This window comes from Microbacterium sp. nov. GSS16 (assembly GCF_028198145.1).
Lineage (GTDB): Bacteria > Actinomycetota > Actinomycetes > Actinomycetales > Microbacteriaceae > Microbacterium.
The window spans coordinates 1,257,325-1,276,430 of record NZ_CP116338.1 but is presented as its reverse complement, the minus strand read 5'-3'; the positions used below and the strand labels follow the sequence as shown (position 1 = coordinate 1,276,430).

At 70.8% G+C, this 19,106-nt stretch carries 21 protein-coding genes; 4 read left to right on the top strand and 17 right to left on the bottom strand.

Annotation, left to right across the window (positions count from 1 at the left end; translation table 11 throughout):
• Nucleotide 1 precedes the first annotated feature (1 nt).
• Nucleotides 2-1,189 (top strand): metal-dependent hydrolase family protein, encoded by a 1,188-nt coding sequence (locus PGB26_RS05885; protein ID WP_271639406.1) that lies wholly within the window; start codon nucleotides 2-4, stop codon nucleotides 1,187-1,189.
• A gap of 133 nt (nucleotides 1,190-1,322) precedes the next feature.
• Here the strand turns inward: PGB26_RS05885 and PGB26_RS05880 are convergent, their stop codons facing one another.
• The 11 genes from PGB26_RS05880 to PGB26_RS05830 all read right to left on the bottom strand — a co-directional run bounded on the left by PGB26_RS05880 (nucleotide 1,323) and on the right by PGB26_RS05830 (nucleotide 12,456).
• Nucleotides 1,323-2,795 carry an aldehyde dehydrogenase (NADP(+)) gene (locus PGB26_RS05880; RefSeq protein WP_271639405.1) on the bottom strand — a complete coding sequence of 491 codons (1,473 nt, stop codon included), beginning with the start codon at nucleotides 2,793-2,795 and terminating at the stop codon, nucleotides 1,323-1,325.
• Nucleotides 2,796-2,841: 46 nt separating this feature from the next.
• Complete coding sequence (locus PGB26_RS05875) at nucleotides 2,842-3,843, bottom strand: proline racemase family protein (protein ID WP_271639404.1); 1,002 nt, start codon at nucleotides 3,841-3,843, stop codon at nucleotides 2,842-2,844.
• Nucleotides 3,843-5,222, bottom strand: coding sequence for an FAD-dependent oxidoreductase (locus PGB26_RS05870; RefSeq protein ID WP_271639403.1), 1,380 nt, complete (start codon nucleotides 5,220-5,222; stop codon nucleotides 3,843-3,845). Before PGB26_RS05870 ends, PGB26_RS05875 begins: the two co-directional genes overlap by 1 nt.
• On the bottom strand, nucleotides 5,219-5,464 hold the full coding sequence (locus PGB26_RS05865) for a (2Fe-2S)-binding protein (protein ID WP_271639402.1): 246 nt from the start codon (nucleotides 5,462-5,464) through the stop codon (nucleotides 5,219-5,221). The genes PGB26_RS05870 and PGB26_RS05865 overlap by 4 nt, the downstream gene beginning before the upstream one ends.
• On the bottom strand, nucleotides 5,461-6,621 hold the full coding sequence (locus PGB26_RS05860) for an NAD(P)/FAD-dependent oxidoreductase (RefSeq protein ID WP_271639401.1): 1,161 nt from the start codon (nucleotides 6,619-6,621) through the stop codon (nucleotides 5,461-5,463). The genes PGB26_RS05865 and PGB26_RS05860 overlap by 4 nt, the downstream gene beginning before the upstream one ends.
• Nucleotides 6,622-6,674: 53 nt before the next feature.
• Entirely contained in the window at nucleotides 6,675-7,385 is a 711-nt protein-coding gene (locus tag PGB26_RS05855) for an ABC transporter ATP-binding protein (protein WP_271639400.1), read from the bottom strand.
• Nucleotides 7,382-8,308: an ABC transporter ATP-binding protein gene (locus tag PGB26_RS05850; protein ID WP_271639399.1), complete on the bottom strand. Its 927-nt coding sequence runs from the start codon at nucleotides 8,306-8,308 to the stop codon at nucleotides 7,382-7,384. Before PGB26_RS05850 ends, PGB26_RS05855 begins: the two co-directional genes overlap by 4 nt.
• Entirely contained in the window at nucleotides 8,305-9,459 is a 1,155-nt protein-coding gene (locus PGB26_RS05845; RefSeq protein WP_271639398.1) for a branched-chain amino acid ABC transporter permease, read from the bottom strand. The genes PGB26_RS05850 and PGB26_RS05845 overlap by 4 nt, the downstream gene beginning before the upstream one ends.
• A 1-nt stretch (nucleotide 9,460) precedes the next feature.
• Complete coding sequence (locus tag PGB26_RS05840) at nucleotides 9,461-10,348, bottom strand: branched-chain amino acid ABC transporter permease (protein WP_271639610.1); 888 nt, start codon at nucleotides 10,346-10,348, stop codon at nucleotides 9,461-9,463.
• A 115-nt stretch (nucleotides 10,349-10,463) separates the two neighbouring features.
• Nucleotides 10,464-11,648, bottom strand: a complete 1,185-nt coding sequence (locus PGB26_RS05835; protein WP_271639397.1) for a branched-chain amino acid ABC transporter substrate-binding protein — start codon at nucleotides 11,646-11,648, stop codon at nucleotides 10,464-10,466.
• 124 nt (nucleotides 11,649-11,772) lie between these two features.
• Nucleotides 11,773-12,456 (bottom strand): GntR family transcriptional regulator, encoded by a 684-nt coding sequence (locus PGB26_RS05830; RefSeq protein ID WP_271639396.1) that lies wholly within the window; start codon nucleotides 12,454-12,456, stop codon nucleotides 11,773-11,775.
• A 123-nt stretch (nucleotides 12,457-12,579) separates the two neighbouring features.
• On the opposite strand from PGB26_RS05830, the gene PGB26_RS05825 reads away from it, so the two are divergent.
• Complete coding sequence (locus PGB26_RS05825; RefSeq protein WP_271639395.1) at nucleotides 12,580-13,356, top strand: hypothetical protein; 777 nt, start codon at nucleotides 12,580-12,582, stop codon at nucleotides 13,354-13,356.
• Nucleotides 13,357-13,374: 18 nt separating this feature from the next.
• On the opposite strand, the gene PGB26_RS05820 is transcribed toward PGB26_RS05825, so the two are convergent.
• Complete coding sequence (locus PGB26_RS05820; protein ID WP_271639394.1) at nucleotides 13,375-13,989, bottom strand: helix-turn-helix transcriptional regulator; 615 nt, start codon at nucleotides 13,987-13,989, stop codon at nucleotides 13,375-13,377.
• A gap of 98 nt (nucleotides 13,990-14,087) precedes the next feature.
• Between PGB26_RS05820 and PGB26_RS05815 the strand changes: the two genes are divergently transcribed.
• Together PGB26_RS05815 and PGB26_RS05810 are read left to right on the top strand one after the other, a co-directional pair.
• Entirely contained in the window at nucleotides 14,088-14,564 is a 477-nt protein-coding gene (locus tag PGB26_RS05815; protein ID WP_271639393.1) for a MogA/MoaB family molybdenum cofactor biosynthesis protein, read from the top strand.
• Nucleotides 14,561-14,986 (top strand): molybdenum cofactor biosynthesis protein MoaE, encoded by a 426-nt coding sequence (locus tag PGB26_RS05810; protein ID WP_271639392.1) that lies wholly within the window; start codon nucleotides 14,561-14,563, stop codon nucleotides 14,984-14,986. The genes PGB26_RS05815 and PGB26_RS05810 overlap by 4 nt, the downstream gene beginning before the upstream one ends.
• A gap of 61 nt (nucleotides 14,987-15,047) precedes the next feature.
• Here the strand turns inward: PGB26_RS05810 and PGB26_RS05805 are convergent, their stop codons facing one another.
• Genes PGB26_RS05805 through PGB26_RS05785 form a run of 5 tightly spaced genes read right to left on the bottom strand, consistent with a single transcriptional unit; the run spans nucleotide 15,048 to nucleotide 18,981 of the window.
• Entirely contained in the window at nucleotides 15,048-15,296 is a 249-nt protein-coding gene (locus PGB26_RS05805; RefSeq protein WP_271639391.1) for a MoaD/ThiS family protein, read from the bottom strand.
• 1 nt (nucleotide 15,297) lies between these two features.
• A complete protein-coding gene (locus tag PGB26_RS05800; RefSeq protein ID WP_271639390.1) occupies nucleotides 15,298-16,182 on the bottom strand; it encodes an NTP transferase domain-containing protein in 885 nt (294 codons plus the stop codon).
• Nucleotides 16,179-16,652, bottom strand: a complete 474-nt coding sequence (gene moaC / locus PGB26_RS05795; RefSeq protein ID WP_271639389.1) for a cyclic pyranopterin monophosphate synthase MoaC — start codon at nucleotides 16,650-16,652, stop codon at nucleotides 16,179-16,181. The genes PGB26_RS05800 and moaC overlap by 4 nt, the downstream gene beginning before the upstream one ends.
• On the bottom strand, nucleotides 16,652-17,878 hold the full coding sequence (locus tag PGB26_RS05790) for a molybdopterin molybdotransferase MoeA (RefSeq protein ID WP_271639388.1): 1,227 nt from the start codon (nucleotides 17,876-17,878) through the stop codon (nucleotides 16,652-16,654). Before PGB26_RS05790 ends, moaC begins: the two co-directional genes overlap by 1 nt.
• Nucleotides 17,875-18,981 carry a ThiF family adenylyltransferase gene (locus PGB26_RS05785; RefSeq protein ID WP_271639387.1) on the bottom strand — a complete coding sequence of 369 codons (1,107 nt, stop codon included), beginning with the start codon at nucleotides 18,979-18,981 and terminating at the stop codon, nucleotides 17,875-17,877. The genes PGB26_RS05790 and PGB26_RS05785 overlap by 4 nt, the downstream gene beginning before the upstream one ends.
• Nucleotides 18,982-19,106 lie beyond the last annotated feature (125 nt).

Sequence of the window (19,106 nt, the reverse complement as noted above, 5' to 3'; positions counted from 1 at the left end):
CATGTCCGCACCCGCAGCACCCCTGACGATCTCCGGCGCCCAGGTCTGGGACGGCGAGCGCTTCGAGCGCCGCGACCTGCACATCGCCGAGGGCAGGGTGTGCGAGCACCCGCAACCCGACGCCGACGTGGTCGACGGCGCCGGCCTCTGGGTCGTCCCCGGACTCATCGATGCGCACTTCCACGCCTACGCCACGAGTATGGACGGCTTCGAGAACGAGCGGGGCCCGCTCAGCTACGCCGCCCTCAACGGCGCCCGACGGCTCACCCGCGCGCTGCAGCGCGGCTTCACCACGGTGCGCGACGTCGCGGGCGGCGACATCGGGCTCGCGCAGGCGATCGGCGCCGGACTCTTCCCCTCCCCTCGGTACCACTTCACCGGCCCGGCGCTGAGCCAGACCGGCGGGCACGGCGATCCGCGCGCGGCCCACGTGGACGTGTGCTTCTCGCACGGGCACATGTGCGAGGTCGTCGACGGCGTCGACGCCCTGCGCGTCGCCGTACGTGAGCGGCTGCGCACCGGCGCCCACGCGATCAAGGTGATGGCCTCGGGCGGGGTGTTCTCGCTGACCGACCCGATCCGCGTCCCGCAGTACTCGGTCGACGAGCTGCGCGCCGTGGTCGACGAGGCCACCCGCCGGGGCAGTTACGTCGCCGCGCACGCGTACTCGTCGGAGGCCGTGCAGCATGCCGTGCGCGCCGGCATCCGCTCGATCGAGCACGGCAACCTGATCGATGAGGCGACTGCCGTGATGATGGCCGAGGCGGGTGCTTTCCTCGTGCCCACCCTGGCCGCGTACGACGCGATGGACCGCCGCGGCGCCGAGATCGGGCTGAACGCCGTCTCGCTCGCGAAGAACGCCGAGGTGCTCACGAAGGGGCAGGATGCCGTACGGCTCGCCCACGCCGCCGGCGTGCGGGTCGGCTTCGGCAGCGACCTGATGGGTGACCTGGAAGACGACCAGCTCGCCGGAGTGCGTCTGCAGGTCGAGGCCAGCGGCGCCGCGCGGACCCTGCAGTCCATGACCGTCGTGAACGCCGAGCTGATCGGGGATGCCGCGCTGGGACACCTGCGACCCGGCGCGTACGGTGACGCCGTGCTGCTGGCATCCGACCCGCTCGCCGATCCCTCGACGCTGTGGCGCGAGGACGCACGCCTCGGCGTCATCCGCTCCGGCGTCCGCGTCTGACCACGCAGCCGTCGACAGCCATGGTTCAGCGACACCCCCCATCCAAGGCCGAGACCCCCACGTGCGCCTGCGCACACGTGGGGGTCTCGGCGTAAGGCGGGTCTCAGCTGAGAGGCGAGACCAGCCGGTCGGGTCAGCGGGCGAATGAGCCCCACTCGTGCGAGCGACCGGCCTCGCTGCGCTGCTGCGGCACATTCCACGGGTTGTCGTCGCGCAGCGGTGCGGGCAGCAGCTCCTGCGGGGCACCCTGGTAGGCCACGCCGCGCAGGAAGCGGGTGATCGCCGCGGTGCCGACGCTGGTGGCATCGGTCGTGGTCGCCGGGTACGGGCCGCCGTGCTGCATGGCGGGCGTGACCGAGACGCCGGTGGGCCACCCGCCGAACAGCACGCGTCCGCTCGTCTGTGCGAGTGCGTCGACCAGCGGGGCGAGCGAGCCGTCGGAGAGCTCGTCGGCGCGGGCGTGCAGGGTCGAGGTGAGGTTGCCGGGGAACAGCTCGACGTGCAGCTGCGGCAGCGCATCCCGGTCGCTGTACTGCACGATCACCGACAGCGGTCCGAACGACTCCTCGAGCAAGGCCTCGCGATTCGCCATCAGGGTGTCGGCGCCGACGGTCACCACGGTCGGGGTCGCGTAGGTCTGCCCGGCGTCATCCGTGCGCACCTCGCCCTCCGACAGCACGGTCACCCCGTCCGCGCCCAGCACGTCGTCACGACGCTGCGAGAACGCGCGCCCGATGCCCGGGTTCAGCAGCCGGTGCTCGTCGACGGCGCCCGCGGCATCCGTCACCGCACCCAGATCCGACCCCTCCGGCACGAACAGGAACCCTGGCTTGGTGCACAGCTGCCCCGCCGAGCCCGACACCGAGGTGACGAACGCCTCGAGCAGCGCGGAATCGGCGTAGGTCGCATAGACCGGGTTCACGCTGCCCAGCTCGCCGAAGAACGGGATCGGCACCGGCCGGGATGCTGCGATGTCGGCCAGCATGCGGCCGACGTGCGTCGACCCGGTGAACGCCCCGGCGCGGATGCGGTCGTCCTTCAGCAGCGCGACGCCGTTCTCCTGCCCGCTGATCAGCAGGAAGGTCCCCTCGGGCATCCCCGCGCCCTCGAGGGCCGCGACGACGATCTCGGCGGTGCGCCGCGACAGCTCCGGATGCCCGGAATGCGCCTTCACCACCACGGGGCATCCCGCCGCGAGTGCGGCGGCCGAGTCGCCGCCCGCGACCGAGAACGCGAACGGGAAGTTCGATGCGGCGAAGTTCAGCACCGGGCCGACCGGCTCCAGCATCCGGCGCAGGTCCGGTCGCGGACCGATGACGTAGTCGGGGTCGGCTGCGTCGATGCGCACGTCGAGGTAGCCGCCGTCGACGATGGTGTCGGCGAACAGGCGCAGCTGCCAGGCCGTGCGTCGCAGCTCGCCGGCCAGCCGCGCCTCGGTGAGGCCGGTCTCGCGCATCGCGATCTCGATGAGTTCGGGCGCTGCGGCCTCGAGCGCCTCGGCGACCGCGACCAGGGCTGCACCGCGCTCGCGGGGGCTGGTGCGGGCGAACGGGCGGGCGGCGGCGGCCGCGGCGGCGGCGACGGCGTCGATGGGCTTCTCTGTCACTGTTCTCTCCTCGTTTCGATGTCTGTCTGCGGTGTCCGCGCTGCGGTCAGAACACGAACCCCTCGGGGAACGGATCGTCGGGATCGAGCAGGTACTGCCCGAGTCCGGTCACCCATGCGCGTCCGGTGATGGTGGGCACCACCGCGGGGCGGTCTCCCACGCGCGTCTCGGCCACCAGCGTGCCGGTGAACTCGGTGCCGATGAACGACTCGTTCACGAACGGCACGTTCAGGTCGAGCTCGCCTCTCGCGTGCAGCTCGGCCATGCGGGCGCTGGTGCCGGTGCCGCAGGGCGAGCGGTCGAACCAGCCCGGGTGGATCGCCATCGCATGACGGGATCGCACGGCATCCGAGCCGGGGGCGATGAACTCGACGTGGTGCACGTGGTCGGCGCCGCGCAGCACCGGATGCACGGGCGGGGCCTGGGTGTTGATGGCATCCATGATCGCGAGTCCAGCGGCGAGGATGTCGTCCTGCCGGGCGCGGTCGAAGGGCAGCCCCACCTGCTCGAGGTCGACGAGCGCGTAGTAGTTGCCGCCGAACGCGACCGAGTAGCTGATCTCGCCGATGCCCGGCACGTCGATGCGCTCGTCGAGGCGGTCGACGAAGCTCGGCACGTTCTCGATGGTGACGTCGACGGCCCGGCCGTCCTCCACGCGCACCCGCGCGATGACCAGGCCGGCGGGGACGTCGAGGCGGATCTCGGTGACCGGCTCGGTGACCTCGACCATGCCCGTCTCGACGAGCACCGTCGCCGCCCCGATGGTGCCGTGGCCGCACATCGGCAGGAACCCGGATGCCTCGATGAACACGATGCCCCAGTCGGCGTCGTCTCGCGCCGGCGGCTGCAGCAGCACACCGGACATGGCGGCGTGACCGCGCGGCTCATTCATGAGGAAGCCGCGCAGCCCGTCGAGGTGCTCCATCGCGTACAGGCGGCGGTCGTTCATCGTCGCGCCGGGGATGCGTCCCACCCCGCCGGTGACGACGCGTGTCGGCATCCCCTCGGTGTGCGAGTCCACGGCCTGGATCGTTCGACGCGCGCGCATCAGCTACCTCCTGTGATTGTGGCCTTCGTGTCGGCGATGGCGGCGAGCTCGCCGATCCGCACCGACGACAGCACGGGACGTCGATCGATGTCGAAGCGCGTCCCCAGCACATCCTCCACGCTGCGACCGCAGGTGCGGCCCTGGCAGGCGCCCAGTCCGGCGCGGGTGGACAGGCGCATGGCGCGCGACGAAGCCGCAGAGTACTCGTCGATGCGCGCCTTCGGCACACTTTCGCAGCGACAGATGATGGTGTCGCCCTCGAGCCAGCTCGTCCATCCCCGCCCGATGCGGTGCACGTCCAGGCGGACGGCGAACGCCCGCATCCGTCTCCGAGCGGCGAGCGGCGCCCGCCAGCGGGCGTCCGTGTCGGGCACCCCGGCGGCGGCGAGTCCGGCGATCTCGCCCTCGGCGAGCGCGGCATCTGCACCGCCGATCCCGGTGATCTCGCCCGCGGCGTAGACGCCGGCGACGCTGGTGCCCTGGTCGTCGCCGACGTGCACGAAGCGGTCGGCGCCGATCTCGCAGCCGAACTGGATCGCCGCCTCGAGCCGCGGGGTGAATCCGTGTCCGAGGGCGACCGAGTCGCACTCGGCGGTCCGCTCGGTCCCCGCGATCGGATGCCAGTCGGCGTCGATCCGCTGCACGGTGACCGCCTCCACCGCGGCGCCCCCGTGGATGCGGGTGACCGCGCTGCCGAAGCGGTACGGCGTGCGGTGCCGCGCCAGCGAGACAAGATACGAGCCGAGCTCTCCGGCCTTGGCGGTGGCGGCGGTGAGCTCCCATGCACGAGCGCCCCAGCCGCGCAGCATCCGTCCTGCTTCGGTCGCCTCGACGACCTCGGCGACCTCGCCGCCCATCAGCGCGACGCTCTGCGCGACCGGCAGCAGGAACGGGCCGGCGCCGGCGACCACGGTGCGCGCACCCGGTGCGAGCCCGTCGCGTTTGGCCAGTGCCTGCGCGGCGCCGGCGGAGGTGACGCCGGGAAGCGTCCACCCCGGCACGGGCAGGACGCGATCGTGCGCGCCGGTGGCGACGATGACCGAATCAGCCTCGATGGTCTCCGCGCGTCGGTCCGCCGCGTCGGCGGGGCCGATCAGCACGTGCGCGCGCAGCGGCGGGCCCGCCTCGACGCGCCATACGCTCGCCGACGAGATCACCCGAACATCGCGCAGGCGATCACGCAGATCGGTGAAGCGACGGCGCTGATGCTGGAGGCGCTGGTCGGTGAGGGTGGGATGATGACGCCAGAACTGGCCGCCCACGCGCTCGCCCTCGTCGACGATCACCACGTCGGCGCCGGCATCCGCGGCGGCGGCCGCTGCTGCCAGACCGGCTGGGCCGGCACCGATGACCATCACCCGGGGTGCGCTGGCATTCATGCGCGAATCTCCCTCTCGATCACGTCGCCGTCGCAGGCGGTGCGCTGACAGGCGCGGACGCCCTCGACGCCGTTGACGGTGAGCACGCAGTCCTGACAGACCCCGATACCGCAGAAGATGCCGCGTTCGCCGCCCTCGGCGGTACGCCAGGTGCGGTGCCCGTGCGCAAGCAGCACGCCTGCGATGCTCTGGCCGTCGCGTCCTTCGAGCGACTCCCCGTCGAATCGGATCTGTACGGTCATGCCGCGGCTCCCTGCAGAGTGGTGCGCGAGGGCAGGAAGGGCGTCGGGTCCAAGGGCGCCGGGACGCCGAGCACGGCGTGCGCGATGAGCGCCCCGGTCGTGGGCGCCAGGCCGATGCCGGCGCCCTCGTGACCGGCCGCGTGGAACAGTCCCTGCACGCGCGCGTCCGCACCGATCGCCGGCAGGTGGTCGGGTGCGTACGGGCGGAAGCCGAAGTAGGTGCGCAGCAGCATGGTGTCGCGCAGGAAGGGGAACAGCCGGCTCGCCTTCGCGGCGATCTCGGCGAGCGGCGCGAGCAGCCCGTCCTCCGAGAATCCGACGCGCTCGCGGCTCGAGCCGATCAGCACCGTGCCGGCGGGGGTGGATTCGACCACGGTCGACGTCTGCAGCGCGGCATCCGCAGACCCGACCGCGCCCACATAGTCGGCGTCGTACACCTTGTGGAACACGCGCTGCGGCATCGCGGTGGTCACCAGGATCGTGCCGCGACGCGGGCGGATGTCGAGCTCGGCGCCGAACAGCGCGGCGATCTCCCCTGCCCACGGCCCCGCGCAGTTCACCACGGCGTCAGCGTCGATGCGCCCGGTCGGAGTGCGCACACCACGCACCCGTCCGGCTTCGACGACCGCGCCGGTGACCTCTGTCACGTGCAGCTGCGCCCCGAGGTGGCGTGCCCGGGCGAGCATGGCCTGCGCGGCGAGACTGGGCTGCACCTGGGCGTCGTCGGGGTAGTGCACGCCGACGGCGACCTCGGGGGCGAGATGCGGCTCGGCGGCGCGCAGCGCCGCGGCATCGAGCACGTCGGCCCGGATGCCCATCTCGCGCTGCGCGGCGGCGAAGCCCTGCAGCGCCTCCGCCCCGGGGGCGAATGCGACGACGATCCCGCCCTTCGCCTCGAACTCGGTCGCCGGCTGACCGGGCACGCGCTCCGCGTCGAGCCGTTCGGCGAGCTCGCGCCACGCCCGGTTGGCTTCGACGGCCATGACCGCTTCGGCTCCCGGCTGCTTGTCCGAGACGAGGATGTTGCCCTCGCAGCGACTCGAAGTCTCACCGGCCACCCCGGTGCGGTCGAGCACCGTCACCTCGGCGCCGGCCTCGGTCAGGCTCAGCGCGCAGGCGGCGCCAACCGCGCCGGCTCCGATCACGATGATCCGCATCGATCACACCTCCTCGACCAGCTTAGTGCAATGTCACATGCTCACAGGCCTTATCAGCCCCCGAGATAGGCGTCGATCACCCGGGCATCCGCCGCGAGTTCCGCCGCCGGACCCGATAGCGTGGCCTGACCGCTTTCGACGACGTACGCGCGGTCGGCGATCCTCAGCGCCGCGCGGGCGTTCTGCTCGACCAGCAGCACCGTGGTGCCCTGGGCGTTGACCGCCTGGATCGTCTCCATGACCTGCTTGACCACCAGGGGCGCGAGCCCCATCGACGGCTCGTCGAGCAGCAGCAGCTTCGGTCCGCCGATGATCGCGCGTCCGATCGCGACCATCTGCTGCTCGCCGCCGGAGAGGGTGCCGCCCTGTTGACGGCGCCGCTCGGCCAGCCGTGGCATCAGCGCGTACACCTGCTCGACACGCTGGCCGATGAGCTTCGCGTCGCGCACGGTGTATCCGCCCAGCAGCAGGTTCTCGTGCACGGTCATGGTCGAGAAGATGCGTCGACCCTCGGGCACGTGGATGAGCCCGGCCGCGACGATGTCCCAGGGCTTGGCTGTGGCGAGATCCATCTCACCCCAGCGCACGACGCCCGACTTCGGGCGCACGAGCCCCGAGAGCATGTTCATCGTCGTCGACTTGCCGGCGCCGTTGTTGCCCAGCAGGCAGACGATCTCACCCTCCTGCACCTCGAAGCTCAGACCTCGCAGGGCGTGCACGCGACCGTAGTAGACGTCGGCCGCATCGACTGTCAGCGTGCTCACGACCGGCCCTCCTTGCGGGTGCGGCCCGGTCGGGCAGGATCGAGCGATGAGAGGTTCACGGTGCCGGTCTGCAGCTTGGTGTCGTCGAGTGCCTCGTCTTCGACGCCGAGGTACGCCTCGATGACCACCGGATCGTGCTTGATCTGCTCGGGCGTGCCCACCGCGATCTCCTTGCCGTAGTTGAGCACCACGATGCGCTCGGCGAGCTCCATGATCAGGCCCATGTCGTGCTCGATCAGCACGACGGCGACGCCGAGGTCGCGGATGCGGCGGATCAGCTGCATCAGGCCCTGCTTCTCGTTGAAGTTCAGTCCGGCGGCCGGTTCGTCCAGCAGCAGCAGCTTCGGCCCGGTGGCGAGGGCGCGAGCGATCTCGACGCGGCGCTGCTCGCCGTAGGGCAGCTGCGTGACGTAGAGGTTCTCGTCGCCGGTGAATCCGACGAAGTCCAGCCATCCTCGGGCCTGCTCGGCGCACTCCGCCTCGGCACGCCGGTACCCCGGCGTGTGCAGCAGCGTCGACCAGAACCCTTCGCGCAGGTTGGCGTGCATGGCCGTCTTAACGTTGTCGAGCACGCTGAGCTCGCGGAACAGCCGCAGGTTCTGGAACGTGCGCGCCATCCCCCACTTCGTCACACGCGAGGGCAGCACGCGGTAGAAGCCGAAACTCTGCAGCAGGTCGACCAGGCGCAGGGTGCGAAAGATCCCAGGCGCCTCACGCACGATGTCCTTGCCGTCGAAGACCACGGATCCGGATGTGGGCAGGTAGAACGCCGAGATGCAGTTGAATGCACTGGTCTTGCCGGCGCCGTTTGGCCCGATCACCGCGAGGATCTCCCCCGCCTCGACCGAGAAGCTCAGCCCGTCGACGGCCTTCACGCCGCCGAACTGCAGGCGCAGGTCCTTGACCTCCAGCAGCGCGCTCATCGGCTCTCCTCGCCTTCCACGGTCTCGAGGTCCTCGTTGGCGGTCGGCGGCACCGCCATGAACCCTGCGGTCGCCGGCGGCACCGGCCTGCGCTTCTTCAACCACGGCAGGACCGCGGTCGCCGGCCACAGCCCGGAGGGGCGGAACAGCATGACCACCACCAGCAGCACACCGAAGATGAGGAAGCGCCATTCCGCGAAGTCGCGCAGCAGCTCGGGGGCGAGCGAGACGAACAGCGCGCCGATGATCACACCGGGCGTCGATCCCATGCCGCCGAGCACGACCGCCATGAGGATGAGCGCCGAGTACAGGAACATGAAGCTGTTCGGGCTGATCGCCGACAGGTGCGTCGCCATGAGCTGCCCGGCGACGCCGGCCCAGACCGCGCCGATGATGTACGCCATGATCTTCGCGATGTAGGTGTTGATGCCCATCGCCTCAGCGGCATCCTCATCGTCGCGCACGGCCTTCCACGCCCTGCCGAGCCGGCCGCGGGCGAGGCGCCCGGCGCCGATCACGCCCACAAGCACGACCACGGCGGCCACGAAGTAGTAGAACACCACGCGCTGCGGGAACTCCAGCCCGAACAGCGTGAAGCCGTCGGCGAAGCTCCAGTCGCCGAACCGCCAGGTGGGGATTCCGTGGATGCCGGAGGGTCCGCCGGTGATGTCGAGGTTGTTCGCGGTGATCCGGATGATCTCGCCGAAGCCGAGCGTGACGATCGCGAGGTAGTCGCTGCGCAGGCGCAGCGTGGGTGCGCCGATGATGATGCCGGCGATGATGCACGCCAGCACCGTGGCCGGCAGCGCCGCCCACATCGGCCAGCCGAGCACCGTCGTGAAGATGCCGGAGGTGTAGGCGCCGACGGCGAAGAAGGCGATGTAGCCCAGGTCGAGCAGTCCGGCATAGCCGACGACGACGTTCAGGCCCATGCACAGCATGATGTAGATCAGCGCGCTCGTCGCGATCGACATCGTGTACCGCGACGCGTCGAGGAACGGCAGCACGAGCAGCAGCACGACGCTGATCGTGCCGAGCGCGCGCAGGAAGCCGGTGTTGGACGAGAGGATGCCGGCCGGCGCAGCCGGGCGGTCGAACAGCGGCGACGGGGCGCGCAGCGCGGCGTCGTCTCTGAATGCGGAGCGGGACATGTCACATCCTCTCGACGACGCGGGCGCCGAGCAGCCCGGTCGGTTTGAAGGTGAGGAACAGGATGAGGAAGGCGAACGAGAAGACGTCCCGCCATTCGCCGCCGAACCAGGCCGAGCCGAACGACTCGAGCAGCCCGAGCAGCAGGCCGCCGAGCATGGCGCCGTAGAGGTTGCCGATGCCGCCGATGACGGCCGCGGTGAACGCCTTCAGGCCGATGATGAACCCCATCAGGAAGTCGATCGAGCCGTAGTAGGCGCCGGCCATCACGCCCGCCGCCCCGGCGAGTGCCGAGCCGATGAAGAAGACCGTGGCGATCACGCGATTGACGTTGATGCCCATCAGCTGCGCACCCTGCGGGTCGAGGGCGATCGCGCGCATCGCGCGTCCCTGCCGGGTGCGCTCGACGATGTGCGCGAGCACGAGCATCAGCGCCGCCGCGATCACCACGAGCACGATCTGCGCGGCCGTGATCCGCATGCCCGCGAAATCGAAGCCCGAGGACTCCAGCCGCACCGGGAAGGCCTCGGGGTTGGGGCCGAAGATCTGCCGCACGGCGTACTCGAGAGTGAACGAGACGCCGATGGCCGTGATCAGCACTGCCAGTCTCGGGCTCTTTCGCAGCGGCCGGTAGGCGATGCGCTCGATGCCGACCCCGATGAGACCCGTGGTCACCATCGACAGCAGCATGATGACCAGCAGCAGCGGGATCGACGACTCGTTCGAGATCCCGAATGCCGACATGGTCGCGAAGCCGGCGAATGCGCCGAGCATGTAGATGTCGCCGTGCGCGAAGTTCAGCAGCTTGATGATCCCGTAGACCATGCTGTAGCCGAGCGCGACGAGGGCGTAGAACGAGCCGACGATGAGGCCGTTCCAGATGAGTTGCATCACTGCGGATGTCCTTGCTCGTCAGGGGCGGAAGGAAGCGTCCCGGTCGGATGCCGGGTGGGAGCGGGTCGGCGCCGCCGAGCGGGGCGGCTCGCACCGCCCCGCTCTGCCGATCTCATCCCTGGAGGTCGTCCTCGAGCACGAAGCTGCCGCTCGCGGGATCGATGCCCACGATCACGAAGCCGCCGCCCGAGAGGGTGTGATCCTTGGTGAACGTCAGCGGGCCCGCGAAGGTCTTGAAGTCCTTCAGCCCCTCGAGCGCCGCGACGACCTTGTCGAAATCGGTGCTGTCGGCTTCGTCGATCGCCTCGGCGACCACGCGCACGGCATCGTACGACTGGGTGGAGTACGGGCCGGGCTTGCCGCCGGCGAGCTTCTCGTAGTCTGCGATCCACTTGTCGGCGCCCTGGATCATGTCGGGCGTCTGCGTGAACGTTCCCACGACCTTGTCGGTGTAGCCCTTGCCGGCGATCTCGGCGAACTTCGCGTCGACCGATCCGTCGCCCACCAGGAACGCGCCCTCGTAGCCGGCGTCGGTGGCCTGGCGGACGATCAGACCACCCTCCTGGTAGTACCCCGTCCAGTACACGAGGTCCGGCTTGGCCGAAGCGAGCTGTGTCGCCACTGCCGAGTAGTCGTTCTCGCCGGGAGTCACGGTCGCCTCGAATGCGACGGTGAGTCCCGCCTCTTCAGCCTGCTGGACGAACGATCCCGCGAGATCGGCGGAGTACGCCGTTGCATCGTCGATCGCCGCAACGGTCTTCGCGCCGATCTTCTGGGCGTACGTCACTGCGGCTTTGGCCTGCTGTGTGCCGGTGCCGTTGATGAGGAACACACCGGGCAGCTGCTGCTTGACGAGCTCGTTCGAGTTGGCTGCCGGGATGACCATGGGGATGCCGGCCTCGTCGAAGATCGGCAGCGTGGGAAGGGTGGCTCCCGAGCAGTAGCCGCCGACCGAGGCGACCACGCCGTTGGTGACGAGCTTGTTCGCGGCCGCGACCGAGGCAGTGGCGTCGCAGGCGTCGTCCTCCACCACCAGTTCGAGCTTTCGGTCGTCGATGCCGCCGTCGGCGTTGATCTCGTCGATCGCGAGCTGCGCACCGTTCTTCATGTAATCCCCGAAAGCGGATTCGCTGCCCGAGAACGGCGCCAGCATTCCGAGCTTGATGGGCCCGTCGGAGTCACCGCCCCCGTCGTCGCCGGCGCCGAGGCCGCCCGAGCAGCCGGCGGTGATGATGATCGCGCCTAGGGCGGCGACGAGGGACAGCGTGCGTCGCAGACGCGGATTGCGGGTGTTCATGTGATGGTCCTCCTGGATGCCTCATTGCATGTGCCATCGGATAGTACGTGACACATTACTGCTCGGATGGCCAGAAAGGAATCACCGAGATCAATCTGTGACCGGCGACGCGTAGAACAATCGATCAGCGCTCGTCGCGTCCGCTCCACACGCCTCCGACGTGACCGATATGCCGGCGCATCAGCGCCTCCGCCCCCTCGCCATCTCCGGCGACCAGCAGATCCACCAGCTGCGCGTGTTCGAGGGCGGTGGGCATCAGTGCGTCGGACTCCACCAGGTGGGCGAGCCCCACCAGACGCGTCTGCTGGCGAAGCTCCCGCACCATGTCGAGCAGTGCGCGGTTGCCCGCCTGCGCGAGGACTCGCAGGTGGAATGCGGTGTCCGCGGCCAGGAACTCCGCGAACAGCCCCGCTCGGCCCGCCTCGACGATGCGGTCGGCCAGCGCACGCAGCTCAGCGACCACGCCGTCGTCGAGTGTGCCTGCGATGCGACGCATGGGCGGCGCCTCGAGCAGCATCCGCACCTCGCACAGCTCGTTGAGCTCATCCTGAGAGACCTCGGTCACCGCGAATCCGCGGTTGCGGATGGGATTGAGGAAGCCGCGGCGCGTGAGATTGAGCATCGCCTCGCGAACCGGGGTGGCGCTGACTCCGAAGTCAGTCGCCAGACGTGGCACGGTCAGCACATGTCCCGGCGGGATCTCCCCGGCGACGATGCGCGCCGACAGCTGGTTCTCGATCTGCTCGCGCAGGCTCTCGGAGGGAGCGAGGGGGGCGGCGAAGTCGCCCAGAGCATCCTGCAGCATCATGGCGACACCCTACCCGCAGCCGAATCGGCTGCGACGGCGCTTCTGCCCGGCCGTCCCCGAGTCGCCGGATGACCGTTCGCAATAGGATCGACCTGAGAGCGGATGCCGGAACGGAGACGCGCGATGGGATACCTCACCTCCCCTGCCCTGAGCGAGACGGGCTACGTCGTGCTCGACCGCCACGACCAATCGGCCGATCCCGTCGAGTGGCGCGACCTCGAGTACGTCGGGTGGCGCTCGTCGGGCATCACCCGCTTCGCGCCGCTCGCGAGCCACGCCGGCGATGTCGAGTGCAACGGCTTCTGGAACCACACTCCCCCGCGCACCGACAAGGACGGCGTGTGGATCCCCTCCCAGGTCGCGAAGGCGCCGACGCTGCAGGCGCGCGCGCTCGAGCCCGGCGCCAACGTGGGTCGCTGCCGCGTCATCGAGCTGCAGCCGAACACGTATGCCGATGCCATCTACAACCTGCATCAGGACGACAACAACCGACTCAACACCGAGGGCACCGGCTGGGTGGTGCGCGCCTGGCTGAATCTGACGGATGACCCCGACTCGCTGCTGATCCTGCGATCCGACCGCTTCGACCCGTCGACCGAGATCCGGCTGCCGCTGCCCGCGGGCTCTCGTATCGTCGTCGACACCCAGCGCTTCTGGCATGCCGTGTGGCATCGCGGCCCCGAACCGCGCTACGCGCTCATCTGCTCGTGGACCTCAGGGCCCGAGCTCGACGCGTACTTCGAAGCAGGCCACGCCGACCCGCATCCGGCATCCGTCGCCCTGCCCGCCGCCCTCGTCGCCGATGCTCAGGCCGAGATGCACCGGCGCATCGAAGAGCGCCGTCAGGCGTTCGAGGCGCACGGCATCGTGATGGAGCCGACCGAGTCGCTGTACAGCTGAGCTGTCCGTCAGGCGGGATCAGGCCGTGAGCCGCAGCTGAACCGTGCACTCCTCGGGCCGCCGCGCGGCCTGCACGCACTCGGCGGCGATGGGTCCGCCGGCCTGAGTCAGCACGCCCTGCATGAGCCCCAGGTGCACCTGGCAGAGCATCGGGCGGTGCTCGGGAGAGCTCGCGGCGTGCGGGCACGGCGTGAGCTCGACGGTCATCCGGCTCTCGTCGACGATCGGCTCGAAGCCGCTCTCCTCGAGGTGCTCGACGAGGGCGTCGAGCTGATAGGTGGCCTCGCGCCCCAGCTCGGAGTCCGGTTCGGCGAGGATGCGCCGCATCACATCGCCGCGACGCGCCGCCTCGGCGACCTTCTCACGGGCGATCGGGCTCGACGCGTCCGGGGTTCCGGTCGCGGCGCTGTAGAGGGTGCGGGGGCGCCCGCGGGTGGTGCGGTGCTCGGTCGTCTGGATGACGTAGCCGCCCTCGATCAGCCGCTGCAGGTGCTCGCGCACGGTGTTCGCGTGCAGACCGGTCGCCTCGCACAGCTCGCCGATCGTGCGCTCGGGTCGCTGCTGCACGAGGTGCAGGATGCGCACGCGCGAGTAGCTGGAGATCGGCCCGTACGCGACCGCAGTGGTGGTCATGCTTCCATGTTCGCAGAGCCCTGGTCCGCGCACGTGGGACCGGGCCGTGAATAATCCCCCACGCGGCCCCGGCCTGCGTCGCGGATAGTGTGGAGGGCATGATCGCCGCCGCCGTCCTCACCGTCTCCGACCGCTCGTCGGCCGGAGCACGGCCCGACTCGGCCGGTCCCGTCGCCGTCAGCGCGCTGCGTGAGGCGGGCTTCGACTGCGATGACGCGACGATCGTGTCCGACGGGGCGGATGCCGTGGAGCATGCTCTGCGCGAGCTGCTCGATTCGGGCATCCGGCTCATCATCACCAGCGGCGGCACGGGGGTCGCACCGCGCGATGAGACGCCCGAGGGCACCGCGCGCGTGATCGAGAGGCAGCTGCCCGGCATCGTGGAAGAGCTGCGCCGCGCCGGCCTCGCCGCCACCCCCGCGTCGATGCTGACCCGCGGCCTCGCCGGCGTCGTCGGCGACACCCTGATCGTCAACCTGCCCGGCTCGCCGAAGGCCGTCGCCGAAGGCATGCCCGTCGTACTCTCGGTCGCCGGGCACGTGCTCAGCCAACTCGATGGAGAGGACCACCGATGACCGTCCGCCTGGCGCGCATCTCAGACCAGCCGCTGTCGCTCGACGAGCACATCGCCGCCGTCGACAGCACCACCTCCGGCGCCGTCACGACGTTCGTCGGCCGGGTGCGCGACCACGACCCGGATGCCGCGGATGCCGTCGTCGCGCTGGAGTACACCTCTCACCCGGATGCCGAGCAGACCCTGCACCGCATCGCCGAGGTCGCCTCGGAGGGAACGGATGCCGTCGTCGCCGTCAGCCACCGGATCGGGCGTCTCGATGTCGGAGAGGCGGCGGTCGTCATCGCCGTGGCCTCGTCGCACCGGGATGCGGCGTTCACGGTGTGCCGCGAGGTGATCGAGGCGATCAAGCGCGAGCTGCCGGTGTGGAAGCGTCAGGTCGAGGCCGACGGCACGACCGCGTGGAAGGGCATCGGCGGCTGACCTCCCGGCACTGCCGACCGAGACCGGCGCTGCCGCCAGGCCGGCGCGACCGACGCGCGGTTCACCCGCCCGCGAACGGCGGCAGCACGTCGATCGTCTTCGCCTCGGCGAGCGCGAAGTCGTCGTCGACTCGGGCGCCGTCGACGAGCACCGCGCAGCGCGACAGGATGCCCGTGAGCGCCGGGTGCTCGGCGAGCAGCTGCTGCCTGAGGGCCCCCAGCGTTCCGGCATCCGTCGTCAGCGCATCCTGACCGACGGCCTCCTGCGCGGCGGCGAAGAAGCGCACCGTGGTGGTCTGCGTCGTCGTCATCTCAGCGCTCCTTCCAGTCGCCTGCCAGCTCGACCACGGCGGCGACGGCCTCACGAACCTGTTGCGGCGTGCCGCCGGCACGACCCGCGACCAGCCCGGCGACGAAGGCGCTGAACGGGGCGGCGGGCCGTGCGACGCCATTGGCGACGTCGCGTGCGAGGTCGAGGATGAGACCGATCGGCACGTCTTCGGCATCGAGGTCGAACCGCTCGCGCAGGGCGAGCGCCCACTCGTCGAGCGCCTCGGGGGGCAGGGTGCGGGATGATTCGCTCACGGTCTCCTCCTCGAATGCCGCGCGCATGCGCGCCAGGTCCGCCGGGGTGTCGATGTCGGCGGTGATCCCATCTTCGTCTGCCAGCCACGTTATATCGAGGCCGCCGAGCAGGGCGCGGCACGCCAGGCCGGCGAGCTCATCCCCCGCGGCGCGCACCGCAGCGCGCAGAGCCGCGGTGCGGTAGATGCCGGCGAGCCATTGCGGATGCCCACCGGCGCTCAGCACGACCGCATCTGCGGCCGACGGTGCGGAGGTCGCCGCCCCGGTCAGCTGCGCGGTCACACGCTCGACATGCGGCAGGTCACCGGCGAGCACGAGCGTCCATTCCGGCGCATCGCCGTCACCGTGGCCGCTCTGCGCAGACACCCCCGCGGCGATGCCTGCCGCTGGGCCAGAGAACGGCGGATCCTCGCGCGCCCACCGCACCGGGGCGTCGGAGTCGAGCTGCGGCCCGACGGCGATGATCGGCGCGCATCCGGCATCCGTCATCGCGCCGATCGCGCGCGAGAGCAGCGTCCGACCGCCCACCTCGAGCAGGGGCTTGGCACCGCCGCCCATGCGCGTCGAGCGCCCGCCGACGAGCAGGATCGCGCCGATGGTCGTTGCGGTCATTCTCCGGGCCGCCGCCATGATCCGCTGCGGCCGCCCTCCTTCGCGGTGATGCGCAGATTCTCGATCGAGGCCGACTTGTCGACGCCCTTGATCATGTCGATCACCGACAGCGCGGCCACCGAGACGGCCGTGAGCGCCTCCATCTCGACGCCGGTGCGGTCGGCGGTGCGCACGGTCGCCTCGATGGCGACGCCCTCGTCTTCGATCTCGAGATCGACGACCGCACCGTGCACACCGATGACGTGCGCGAGCGGCAGCAGCTCGGGAGTGCGCTTGGCCGCCTGGATGCCGGCGATGCGCGACACCGCGAGCACGTCGCCCTTGGGCACCGACCCGTCGCGCAGCAGAGCCACTGTCTCAGCCGCGCAGCGCACGAACCCGCGCGCGGTGGCGGCGCGAACGGTCGGCTTCTTCTCGGTCACGTCGACCATGCGTGCGTTGCCGGCGGAATCCAGGTGGGTGAAGGTCATCACAGCTCCATGACTTCGATGAGGTCGCCGGCGGAGACGCGCTCCGTCTCGGCGGGGACGATGGCGTACGCGTCGGCGGCGCCGAGACCCACGCTGAGGTGCGAGCCCGATCCGCCGGCGGTCGCGGGGCGCACGACCGGGCGGGCGGGGTCGGTGCGGTCGATCACGGCGGGCAGGTACTGGCGCCGCCCGGGCGGGGTGCGCCACTCGACCCCTGCGGACACGTGCCGGCGAGGTCGGTGGATGGCGTCGCGTCCCTGCATGCGCAGCAGGGCCGGTCGCACGAAGACCTCGAACGACACGGCGGCGCTGACGGGGTTGCCGGGAAGGCCGAACAGCAGCATCCCGTCGCCGGTCGCGCCGAAGCCCTGCGGCTTGCCGGGCTGCATCGCGACCTTCGTGAACTCCATGGCGTCTTCGAGGCTCTGCTTGACGACCTCGTAGGCGCCAGCGCTGACTCCGCCCGAGAAGACGATGGCATCGGCACCGCGTTCCCTCGCGTCGGCGACGGCCTCGGCCGGACCGTCGCCCTCGTCGTCGACGACGCGGCGCAGCACGATCTCGGCGCCGGCGTCGGCGGCGAGTCCCGCGAGCAGGATGCCGTTCGACTCGGGGATCTGTCCGCGCTGCAGCGGCGTGCCGGGGGCGACGAGCTCGGATCCGGTCGAGACGATCGCGATGCGTGGTCGCGGGGCGACGTCGACCCGCGCGATGCCGGCGGATGCCAGCGCCGCCAGCTGCCGTGCCCCGAGCAGCGTGCCCGCGGCGAGCACGACCGCGTCGGCGGCGATGTCGGCGCCGGCCCGGCGGATGTGCGCGTGCTGAGCGCTGGGCGATCGCTCCACGACCACGGTGTCGAGCGAGTCGGCCAGCCCGCCGGCGGTGTCTTCGAAGGGCACGATCGCGTCGGCGACGGTCGGGGTCGGGGCCCCGGTCATGATCCGCGCGGCCTCTCCCGGCGCGATCGCGGGGTCGAGCGCGCTGCCGGCCGGGATGTCGGCGACGACCCGCAGGGTGACCGGATGCTCGGGTGCGGCGCCCGCGACATCGGCCCAGCGCACCGCGAAGCCGTCCATGGCGGAGTTGTCGAAGACGGGTACGGCGCTGACCGCGCGCGCGTCGGATGCCAGGGTCAGCCCGTGCGCCTCGTCGAGCGGCACGGTGACGGGCGGACGCCGGCGCACCTCAGCGAGGACGATCTCGAGCTGCTCCTCGACGGTTCTCATGCGGTCGCCCCGCTCTGTGACGCCTCGTTCCAGGCATCCATGCCGCCCGCCAGCACGACGGCGTCGGCACCGACGGCGCGCAGCGTCTCGGCCGCACGGCGTGCGCGCACACCGGCCTGGCAGATCACGACGATGCGACCCTGTGCGACCGCCGACGGATCGGCGAGCACCTGCGCCAGCGGCACGTGCGTCGCACCGGGGATCATGCCGGCGACGACCTCGGCATCCTCCCGCACGTCGAGCAGCATCGCACCGGCGGCCGACTCGTGCCCGAGGTCGGCGACGGCGATGTGCGGCAACGAGGGCGGTGGCTCGGGTCCGACAGAAGCCTGCACCCGCGATGAGCGCAGCGGCACCTCGCTGCTCTTGGCGCGCAGCGCGTCGATGACGAGCACCCGCCCCAGCAGCGGGTCGCCGATTCCGGTGATCAGCTTGATCGCCTCCATCGCGAGGATCGATCCGGCCTGCAGGCAGAGCGCGCCGAAGACCCCGACCGCGGCGCACGTGGGCAGTTCACCCACGCTCCCCTCGGGGTAGAGATCGCTCAGCACGACGGCGTCGGTGCCCTCAGGCGGCGACGACCAGAAGACGGTGATCTGCGCGGCGAACTCCTGGATCACGCCCCACACGAGCGGGATGCCGAGTCGTTCGGCGGCGGCGGCGACCAGCAGCCGCGTCTCGAACGTGTCGGTGCCGTCGATCACCAGGTCGGCTCCGGCGAGCAGGTCTGCGGCGTTGTCGGATGCCAGCCGCGCCCGCAGCGGTCTGACCTCGGTCTCGGGTGACAGGTCGGCGGCGACGCGGACGGCGCTGTCGACTTTCGGTCGGCCGACGTCGCTGCGGCGGTGCATGATCTGGCGCTGCAGATTGGAGATCTCGACGTCGTCGTCGTCGATGATCGTCAGCGTTCCGATTCCGGCCGCGGCGAGTGCGAGCACGACCGGAGCGCCGAGTCCGCCCGCCCCGACGACGGCGACATGGGCGGCACGCAGGCGACGCTGGCCGATCTCGCCGAGACCGGACAGCACCTGATGGCGCGCGGTGCGCAGACGCTCGGCGTCACTCAGAGCGTCGACTGGCTCGACGAGAGGCGGCAGGGGCATACTTCGAGCGTACGGTTCTCTCACGTGGCCGGCCAGCATCGCTCGCCGGGAAAAGGCGGCCATGAAACCTGCTGGTTCCCGCAGATGCGGAGGTTCACGGATATTTCGTCTGGATCTGCGGTCAT